Origin of the sequence: Longimonas sp. (assembly GCF_040409695.1) — a bacterium.
Lineage (GTDB): Bacteria > Bacteroidota > Rhodothermia > Rhodothermales > Salinibacteraceae > Longimonas.
In genome coordinates this window covers 1-10,114 of record NZ_JARWGJ010000089.1, presented here as the reverse complement: position 1 = coordinate 10,114, position 10,114 = coordinate 1, and the positions used below count along the sequence as shown (strand labels likewise).

Sequence of the window (10,114 nt, the reverse complement as noted above, 5' to 3'; positions counted from 1 at the left end):
CGACAGCATCGTGCCTGCCCCCAGTGAGCTGCGTCCCGTATATCCGAAGAAAACCTCAGCGGTCGCGTAGCCGAACATAAACGTGATATCGACCACGTTCCTCGTGCCGTCGCAGCATGTGCTGGGGCGGCACGTGTCGTTGGGGGCACCAATGCACTTCAGGATGCGCTGGATGTAACGCTTAACCGTTGCCAGGTCCTGGTCTCAGGCAAGACGGCTGCTGATTTTGACGATGGACCAGGGAATCGAACATCATCAGAACATGCAGGGCCATTCGCTTGGTGTCGTACCAATCATGGCTCCGAACGACGAATACGAAACGCTTCTTCCGCCTGTCCCAAATATCGAATGGACTCTGCAAGAGGGTGAGGCAGGGAACCCATGCCAATACAGATCAACGGTTTACACTGGTGGTTGTGGATATGAAGAACTGCACTACCCACATAAAAAATGCCCCGACAGTTGATAAGACTTCGGGGCGTGGCTACAGCACGGGACCGCTTAATAAATCCCAGTACCATAGCTGCAAAAGTTCACGAGCTGCGCGGCTCAAGGTTCCAACTATGAGTTACACGCTTGGCCTCGATGATCGTGATTTCTTGCATAAGCACGAGGCAGAGCCGTTTGGAAGCACCACAGACATTCCCCCTAATCCTCTCAACTGCTGTTGGGAAGGGGAGACAAACGAAAAGAGCCGCTCCCCTGGAGAGGGGAGCTGTCGCATGAGCGACTGAGGGGCGAATACGTAGGTTTTTTGCCCGAGGACCCGGCCCTGCACGAAGTACCATCAACCCATCAGCCCGTCAACAACTCCGCCCACACGACGCGAGCCAAGGCATCGCCGCCTGTACTTGGGGGGGTCATGCCCGTGGCGAGTATGACGGGATCTATTATGCACAGCGTACCGACACAGGCTGGTCACAACCTCGCCTATATTCGAGGGGACCGTTGCAATGATGCGCATGTAATGATGCGCAGTGCAATGCGCCGGTGCAAATCCCAGCGCTGCATGGCAATGGCAATCAGGAAGCCGCCCAAAAACAAGAATATGAGCGGATTGGCGTAAGGCGTGGTTGCATCGCTCACAGAGCTGATGCCGAGCAGCGGAAAGAGCACGACGGGTACAAGTGCCGTAGCGGGAATGGGCAGGGCCTCGGTGATCCACCAAAGGGCCATAAGCAGCGCTACCCCCGCGGTGCGCCATCCGGCAGGGTCGAGTGTGCCAGGGGCAGGCAGCCAAAGGATCAGCGCCAGGGCCACCGGTCCGGCCACCAGTCCCGCACGCTGCCGCCACGCGTACGAATCGGGGCCAGAAGAAGCGGAATTGGCATCAGGCATACGGGACGAGCATCGGGTGTGAAGAGCGTATGTGCTTGTATGATGGAGCGCTCTGGGCGTTGCAGGGAGCCATGTGTTTTAGAGCGGGGTGTTTTAGGGAGAGACACGAAGCGCGGTGCTCGCCCCAGCCCCGCACTCGGCTTCGAGGGATCGTGCCTGAACAATTACCCGCGTTTCGGAGGCGAAGCCGCGCCTTTGCCCCGATGCCGGATCACGAAGTGCGGGCTGGGGTTCACGACGCCGTGCGTGTGCTTTTTCAGCTACATTAACGATTGTATACCATGCCCAATCGTACCCAAGGCCAAGTCGAAGCCGCTGTAACCGAAGCGATTACGAAGTTCGAACGTGAGTACCTGGGACGCGGGCCGAAGGAGGCGCGCACGTTCATCGTGGAGAACATGGTGGTGGTGCAGCTGCAAGGCATCTTGAGTCCCGCCGAGCGGCAGCTCAGCCATGAGAACGGCGGCGTGGAGCTTATCAAGCAGATGCGCACGCGGCTCATCGAAAGCTCCAGCGACGACCTGCGTGCGCTCATTGTGGAGGAAACTGGTGCGGAGGTGGTGAGCCTTCACACCGACATCAGCGCCCGCACGGGCGAGCGCATCTTCGTGTTTAGCCTGAATCGTGATCTGGAAGCGGACTTCAGCTGATGGGAGGGCCGACAGGGCTATGCGTAAATTTTCTGTGAGAGATGCATATCTATTTGCGACAGATAGGGGCATCCCTTATCGTCTGAGTCGGTGTTGAGATGGAGCGCCACACGGGCGAGCCAGCTCCGCATCCCCCTTACATACCTTTTTGGCCCAAGCGACGCACAGGCTCACACCGAGCAGGTGCAACGATTGCACGCCGGCTTCCAACACTGCCCCTGGTGGTGTTGCGAGTCGGCTTTTTTATTGGATGCCCCCACCTTTTGTGTAACTGAATCTCGAATTGATGGCTCAACTCAGCACGCGATGTATCTGGCTGCTCTTCGTCGTAAGCGTAGGCGCTCTCGCCGCCCACGCCACAACGGGCCTTGAGACGTCTCTGGGCGCCCTGCTGCACGTCGACGGACTCACGATCATTATGGCGGCGGTGGTAACGTTTGTGAGCGGCATCGTGCATAGCTTTGCTCAGCGCTACATGGCCGGCAGTCAGCACATCGGGCGGTTTTACGGACGCCTGTTTTTACTTACGCTGGTCGTTCTCCTGCTAACAGCAGCAGATCACCTGGCGCTTTTCGTGGCCTGCTGGGCGCTCATGGGCTGGCTGCTGGCCGACCTCATCGGACTCATCCGCGGCTGGCCGCAGGCACAAGCTGCTGCCCGCCGGGCGCGCTGGTCGTTCCTTGGCGGCAGCGCTCTGCTGGCGATGGCCCTCGGACTGATCGCGCTGCATACGGGCGCACATACCATCTCGCAGGCACTGCCTCGCATCGACATGCTACCTGCAGGCACGCAGATCAGTGTGGCTGCTCTCCTGATCGGCGCCGCTATGGTTCAGTCGGCGCTCATCCCTTTTCACGGGTGGCTGCTCTCTTCTATGAACGCGCCCACCCCCGTATCCGCTTTCATGCATGCCGGAATCGTTAATGCTGGAGGGCTCCTGCTGGCACGGTTTGCTCCTGTTGTTGCCGCCTCGCCCGGTATCATGCTTGCGATTGTGGGCATCGGCGCACTCAGCGCGCTGCTGTCTCAGGCCTGGATGCTCATTCAGGTCGACGTGAAGCGCCAACTGGGCTGCTCAACCGTAGCGCAGATGGGCTTTATGGTACTGCAGTGCGGACTCGGGTTCTTTGCTGCGGCTATTGCTCACCTCATCCTGCATGGCTTCTACAAAGCCTACCTGTTTCTGGGCTCAGGATCGGGCGTTGCCATGAAGTCGCCGACACCGAAACAACAGACTCCTACCGGCGCGCCTGCACTTGTCGTAACAGGTATCACGGCGCTGCTGGGAGGCGGACTCTTCATGCTCCTTACAGGCAAGTCTTTCACTGCCCCCGATGGCGGACTGCTGCTCACGCTCGTGATCGTGCTGGCTGTGCTGCACGCTGCCCAGACGATGTTGCGTTCCACCGCACTTACACCAGCAGCACGTGCCGTGGCTGTGCCGCTGGTGGTACTTCCGGCCCTGGCGCTCTACGCCCTGGTATACAACGGCATCGCGGCACGCACCGCCGGACTGCCCATGGACGTTGCGCCAGCCGAGGCTTCTGTGCTACACGGCGTGGTTGGCCTCCTGTTCGTGCTGGCCTACGTCGCTGTTGAGCGCGGATGGCACCGCGAGCGTCCGCGCCTCTACACCGTGCTGCTGAACATGTCGCAACCCGCGTCTTCTACCGTCACCACCCACCGCTCCGAGTACCATGCCAACTAACCTGCCTGCCCTTCGCGCCCGTGTCGAGAACGCTGCCAAGGTGCTCGGGCGCTGCTGGCCCCTTCAGTCGTACATCGCCGCAAACCCCCTGGCTGGACTCGAAAAACGTCCGTTTGAGGAGGCCGTGCGCATCGCTGGTATTCTGTACGGCGGACGCGGCTATCCAGACGCTGTCCAGCTCCGCGCAGCGTGGGAATCCGGGGCGATCGATGCCGACCATCTGTCTGACCGGCTGCAGGCTCACGGAATTACGGCTACGCCCGAGCAGCTTCTCAACCGGATGGGTCGTGCGGATGACAAGCGGGCAGCTGACGAGCGCGCCGAGCCTCCCGCCGATGACGATCCGCTAAACCGCGCGATGGCGAAGTGGCTCGCAGCGTTTGTGGATCAGGGAAACGCACCCTGGCCCATGCCTAACCGCCACAGCGGATTCTACGCCGCCTGGCGCACCGTGGCCCCCCACGATACCAGCCTCCCGCATCGCGACCAACTTCATGACCTGCCCGAGCGTCCGCTCGACGCGCTCTCGGAGGCGCTCTCGGAATACGACGAGCCCCAGTGGGAGTCTATCTTACAGCATCACCTGACCGCCCTGCCGGGGTGGGCGGCCTTTGTCAAATGGCGTGCGCAGGCCCGCCACGACGCATGGCAGGCTACGTATCCAATTACCATGGCAGGCTACCTGGCCGCACGCCTGCACACCGCACGGGCTCTTGGCATCTCCATTGCCCCTGACGATGCCCCCGACGATGCCCCCGACGATGCCCCCGACGACACGTCCAACGACCTGGCCGCTCCCCTTGAGGCGCCGCCCGACAACGGACCACCGCCATCCTCCGACGCAGCGCCCTGGCTCGAAGCGTGGGAAGCCACCTACCGTGAGCAGCTTCTGGCTGATCTTGCGGATGCAGCATCCGGCACGGCCAGCGCTGATAGCGCATCCGCCCGCCCCGATGCCCAGCTGGTATTCTGCATCGATGTGCGCTCAGAGGTAATCCGCCGTCACCTTGAACAGACTGGCGCTTATGACACGTTTGGCTATGCGGGATTTTTCGGACTTCCCATGCAGTACCAGGCACATGGCAGCGACACCCGCTTTGAGTCGTGTCCGCCGATCCTGACTCCCAAGCACCGCATCCACGAAACCCCCTGCAGCGACCATGCAGAAGCCGCCGACACCCACGACAGGTGGGCGGCCCTGGCGCAGGGCGGGCAGCAGCTCGTTAAGTCGCTCAAAAACAACATCGCGGCCGCGTTTGGCTTTGTGGAGGCGTCGGGCGGACTCTTTGGCGTGGCGATGGCGGCGCGTACCCTCGTGCCTGGGTGGCTGCGCACCCGGCGCCAGGCCTGGGACGAGCGCATTCCGTCGTCGGATACGTTCTGCACCCTCTCACTTGATCGCCGCTCTGAAGACAGCGGAAGCGACGGCCTGCCCGTTGGAATGACCACGGAGGAGAAGGCATACTATGCCGAAGCCGCGTTTCGTCTGATGGGATGGAAGCAGTTCGCACCAGTTGTAGTCTTCACCGGGCACGGCAGCGAAACGGCGAACAATCCGTATCAGTCGAGCCTTGACTGCGGAGCCTGTGCCGGACATGCCGGCGGCCCCAATGCACGGGCGCTGGCGGCTATCTGCAACGAAGACGAAGTGCGCGATATGTTGCAGACGCGCGGCGTCGAGATTCCCGACGACACGGTGTTTCTGGCTGCTGAGCACACCACCACGACCGACGCAGTGCGGCTCTTCCATCCGCCTGGGCTTACGGATGCGCTGACGGACGCGCAGGCCGCAATCGTAGAGCAGCTTCAGAGTGACCTGCGCACCGCCCAGGAAGCAGCTACGACCGAGCGCGCCCCAACGCTGAACGGAGCACGTCCGGCACACGCCGTAGCAGACACCGCGCGCCGGGCCTCCGACTGGGCCGAGACCCGTCCGGAGTGGGGGCTCTCTGGCAATGCCTCCTTTATCGTCGCACCGCGTGCGCTGACCGCTTCCCTCAACCTGCAGGGACGCTCGTTTCTGCATGCATATGACTGGCAGAGCGATTCCCGCGGTACGGCGCTGGAAGCGATCATGACCGGACCGCTGGTTGTGGGCGAGTGGATCAACACGCAATACTACTTCTCAACGGTCGACAACGCGGTCTACGGAAGCGGATCGAAGATCACACAGAACGTAATGGGCAACGTGGGCATCTGGCAAGGCAACGGCGGCGATCTCATGACCGGACTGCCGCTGCAATCGCTTCAGGTCGACGACCACACGCCCTATCACCATCCGCTGCGGCTGCTTGCCGTGGTGCAGGCCCCAACAGAGCGCGTCGAGCGCATCCTGACGCGCAACGTAGAGCTCCGCACGCTCTTCGACAATGAGTGGATGGCCCTGTCGGTCATGGACCCCACACAGGAGAACATCGTGCGGTACTACCAGCCCGGAGGCACCTGGGACGCCTCTGCAGACCCGGCCGCTCCCTATCGCCTTCCCCCGAACCAGCGAACATCAGTGCCCGACTCGGAGCCGGAGATCGCGTCATCGGTATAATGACGTGCATCAATCAGCCCCTGTACAGACGCAAAAGTATAAAAATAGACTGCTGATATGAGTGATACCAACGAATCCACCGAACATAGACTGCATCCGCTCAAGAAAATTGAGATTGTCGTCAAGGGCAAGCGCGAGGAGTTCGTGCAAGACCTGCTTGAGCAGTCGGGCGTAAGTGGCTACACTGTTCACCGAAACGTTTCTGGCAAAGGCGCCAGCGGCTTTCACGAAGGCCAGCTCCTGTTCAACGACGAATCTGGGCTCGTCCTGTTTTTCGCGGTGAGCGGTGCAAACCGGATCCAGTCGATTATCGACGGCATGGCCCCGCTGCTGGAGAGCAGCTCCGGCGTTATGTTTGTATCGGACACGCAGGTGGTTCGCCTCAAAAAGTTCGTAGGCGACGATACGTAGTCCACAAAGCATGTAATCCACAAAGCGCAACAAAGCAGGCCCATACGGCGCCTGCACGCCCCGCAAACACGCCTCGCAAACACGCCCCGCAAAGCGGACCAAACCGCGCCAGCAGCGCATAACATGCACTTGTTATGTCAACTTCATGTTCTGCTCTGCTGCTATGCCAAACGAACTGCTGAAGCGCAACCGCGAGTGGGCCGCCAGACAAGAGGCGGACTTATTCGATGACCTGACCGACGGGCAGTCGCCGCGTTTTCTGTGGATCAGCTGCTCGGATAGCCGGGTGCCTGCCAACGAGATTGTGGACTGCCACCCGGGCGACCTGTTTGTGCATCGCAACATTGCCAACCGCATCGACCACGACGACCTGAACGGACTGTCGGTGCTGCAGTATGCAGTGGAGGTGCTGCAGGTGCCCCACATTGTCGTGTGTGGCCACTACCGGTGCGGCGGCGTGAAGGCGGCCATGGAAACGACCGACCATGGGCTCATCGACAACTGGCTGCGCCCGATTAAGGACTGCTATCACCGCTGCCACAGCGAACTTGATGCCCTTGCAGACGAGCAGGCACGCTGGGACCGGCTGTGCGAGCTGAACGTGGTAGACCAGGTGGAAGGCATTGCGCGCACCACCGTCGTCCAAAAGGCCTGGCAGCGGGGGCAGAACCTCACCATACACGGCTGGATCTACCATCTCTCTGGGGGACTCATTCAGAACCTGGGCGTTGAGATTAACAGTCCCGAACAGGTGCCGGCCATCTACCGCATCGCCCCATCTCAGAACGAACCAGCCCGCGAGCCGTCTGCCAGCAGGTAGGCTGTCGCTGCATACCGGGCTCTGGAGCGGGCCTCTGGAACGGCGCGCCGTAGCCGCTGTCTGTATGGATAGCTCACTTCTCGTGTGCTGCATGCCGGTACGCCTGCTGCTCTGCGGCATGGACTCCGGTGCCACAGACCCGGCTTTTGCTCTCCTCTCACCTTTTCGTTCTCCATGCTCGCCGTCGACGCCCTCACGCCCAGCCAGCAGCGCATCGTTCAGCACGGCGAAGGGCCCGCGCTCGTGTTTGCCGTGGCAGGCGCTGGAAAGACCACCGCGATGGTGCACCGCATTCGCCACCTCGTCGACGAGCGTGGCGTCTCCCCAGAACGCATCCTCGCCAGCTCGTTTAGCCGGGCTACTGTGTCTGATCTCAACGACGGGCTTCATGCACTCGGGGTACGCGGGGTCGAATGCCGTACGCTGCATGCGCTGGGGCGCCGATGCATCCAGCACGCCGAAGCCCGCAAGCATCTGCCGCCCCGCCTCGACGCGCAGTCGGTGTCGCCCGCCCGCGCCGCGCAGTACCTGGCCGAGCGAGCGCTGCAGCGGCTGGCGCGCGAACGCGAGATCGATGTCGCCGATCTTGGCATCCCCCAGCCCGACCTCGTCGACCAGATCGGCGCCTGGAAGCGTCAGCTCTGCTATGCGGACCTCAGCGCCGCGCATCTGCCTGAATCTGCCCAGGAGCACGCGTCGCAAGCCGAGCATGAGAACGACGACTACCTCACGCTCTACCGCTACGCCGAAGAGGAACGCGACAACGAAGGCTGGATCACGTTCGACGACATGCTGCGCGAGGGATGGGAGGCCCTCATGCGGTTCTCGGCCGTGCGCCAGGCCGCGCAGTCCGCCTACGAGTACGTGCTCGTCGACGAGTTTCAAGACGTGAGCCGCGTGCAGTACCGCATGCTCGATGTGCTCACCGCCCCGCATCGCAACTACATGGCCATCGGCGACGACGACCAGTGCATCTACACCTGGCGCGGGGCCGATCCGTCGTACATTCTCGACTTCAGCACGGCCTACGACGCCGACGAGTATATGCTGCACGACAACTTCCGGTCGCCCGTGCAGCAGACCGCCCTTGCGAACCGCGTCATTGCCCACAACACCGAGCGCCAGGACAAGCGCATTCAGTGTACGAAGGGATACGGAGGCATCACGCAGTGCACCGCCGCGCAGGATGCCGCCGAGGAGGGCACCCGCATCGCATCCACCATTCAGTCGCACCTGCGGGCCGGGCGCGCCCCCACCGACATCGTGATTCTGGTACGTCAGTATGCCCAGACCCCGTTCATCGAGCAGGCGCTGCTAAACGCTGAGGTGCCGCACCGCATCGTAGGCAACACCCCTTTCTACGAACGGCCCGAGGTGCAGACGCTCCTGCAGTACCTCTACTGGGCCACGCTCGAATCTACCGTGCAGGATCGCGGCTGGTTTGCGGATCGCCGCAAGGTCAAAGCGTACCTCGACCGCTTCCAGACAATTATCCGCACGCCCAATCGGTACGTTAGCTACGCTGTGCTTCAGAACGTAGCGCGTGCATCCCGAACGCAGCAGGCCTCCGTGCTCGACGCCCTCGCCGCCCACACCGATCAGATGCACGAGCGCACCGTCGAGCAGGTGGAGGATTTCCTGGAGACCGCCTCATCGCTTGCCGACCGCGTCAACGCCCCTGCCGCCAACACCCTGTCGTGGCTCATCGATGCCATCGACTACGACGAGCACCTGCGTGAGCAGAGCGCGTTTCGGGATGTCGGCGAAAACCGGGTCGCCACCGCGCAGTCGCTCGTCGGGTTTGCCGACGGGTACGCATCGGCGCAGGCGTTGCTCGAAGCCATCTACCAGATCTCCAAGTCGCATGCCAACAGCGATCCGGCGGCCACGCTCACGCTGCGCTCCATCCACCGGGCCAAGGGCGGCGAGTGGCCCGTCGTGTTCGTGCCCGGCTGCACCACCGGCACGTTTCCGCCCGCAGGCACCGAACCTGACACCCGCATGATGGAAGAGGAGCGGCGCCTCTTCTACGTGGCCGTGACGCGAGCGCAGGAGGAGCTGCACCTCTCGCATGTAGAGTCGGATCCTCGATCGCCGTTTCTGGACGAGGCCCGCCCCGACGCCACTCTTGCGCAGTGCGATGCGCTCCAGACGGTCGCCGAGACGGATCCGGCGTCGCTTACGCCCGAGGATGCGGTGCGCTTCTGCATGGCCGTGGGGACCCTTGGGCTTGCGCGCTACGTCCGCGTCTGGTGGGATCCGCCGGCTGGCTTTCGGGAGCGTCTCATCGAATGCGCCAATGAAGCCGAGGCGACGGTCAACGAGAAGCTACGAGACGGCGACGCCACCGACCTGCTCATCCCGGTCGCCAAACGCGCCGAGTCGGTATCAGCTACGCGCCCGTTCACGTTTGCCGCCTCGGCGCAGACAGGCCGCATTGAGGTGTACCAGCGCGATTGGCGCATTGGATTTGTGGATGCGGAGCGCAGCGACCAGCACGTGCCACTTGATCTGCTTCCGTGGGATACCCTCACCGCCCACCTGGCCCGCCGCACCACCTCGGGCAAGGTCCTCTACCTGCGTCTGGGCGTGGGCTCAACAAACAGCAGCCAGGCCTCTTCGAAGAGCTCCACGTCCGCATCCCC

The 10,114-nt window shown here is 62.3% G+C and carries 7 protein-coding genes; 6 read left to right on the top strand and 1 reads right to left on the bottom strand.

All coding sequences use genetic code 11. From position 1 onward, the window contains the following. Window positions 1–930: 930 nt before the first annotated feature. The gene (locus tag PPP56_RS05625) at window positions 931–1,338 is read right to left on the bottom strand and encodes an SLC13 family permease (protein WP_353563055.1); all 408 of its coding nucleotides are present in this window, start codon (window positions 1,336–1,338) and stop codon (window positions 931–933) included. A 281-nt stretch (window positions 1,339–1,619) separates the two neighbouring features. Here PPP56_RS05625 and PPP56_RS05620 point away from each other — a divergent pair, with 281 nt between their 5' ends. From PPP56_RS05620 to PPP56_RS05595, 6 genes are all read left to right on the top strand, one after another. Continuing rightward, window positions 1,620–1,988 carry a Na-translocating system protein MpsC family protein gene (locus PPP56_RS05620; protein WP_353563054.1) on the top strand — a complete coding sequence of 123 codons (369 nt, stop codon included), beginning with the start codon at window positions 1,620–1,622 and terminating at the stop codon, window positions 1,986–1,988. 286 nt (window positions 1,989–2,274) lie between these two features. Continuing rightward, a complete protein-coding gene (locus PPP56_RS05615; RefSeq protein WP_353563053.1) occupies window positions 2,275–3,696 on the top strand; it encodes a proton-conducting transporter transmembrane domain-containing protein in 1,422 nt (473 codons plus the stop codon). After that, entirely contained in the window at window positions 3,686–6,238 is a 2,553-nt protein-coding gene (locus PPP56_RS05610) for a DUF2309 domain-containing protein (protein WP_353563052.1), read from the top strand. Before PPP56_RS05615 ends, PPP56_RS05610 begins: the two co-directional genes overlap by 11 nt. A 57-nt stretch (window positions 6,239–6,295) precedes the next feature. Continuing rightward, window positions 6,296–6,649, top strand: coding sequence for a P-II family nitrogen regulator (locus tag PPP56_RS05605; RefSeq protein WP_353563051.1), 354 nt, complete (start codon window positions 6,296–6,298; stop codon window positions 6,647–6,649). A 163-nt stretch (window positions 6,650–6,812) separates the two neighbouring features. Then, window positions 6,813–7,469 carry a carbonic anhydrase gene (locus PPP56_RS05600; RefSeq protein ID WP_353563050.1) on the top strand — a complete coding sequence of 219 codons (657 nt, stop codon included), beginning with the start codon at window positions 6,813–6,815 and terminating at the stop codon, window positions 7,467–7,469. Window positions 7,470–7,643: 174 nt separating this feature from the next. Then, window positions 7,644–10,114, top strand: a 2,471-nt coding sequence (locus PPP56_RS05595) for an ATP-dependent helicase (RefSeq protein ID WP_353563049.1), incomplete at its 3' end; no start/stop codon positions are given.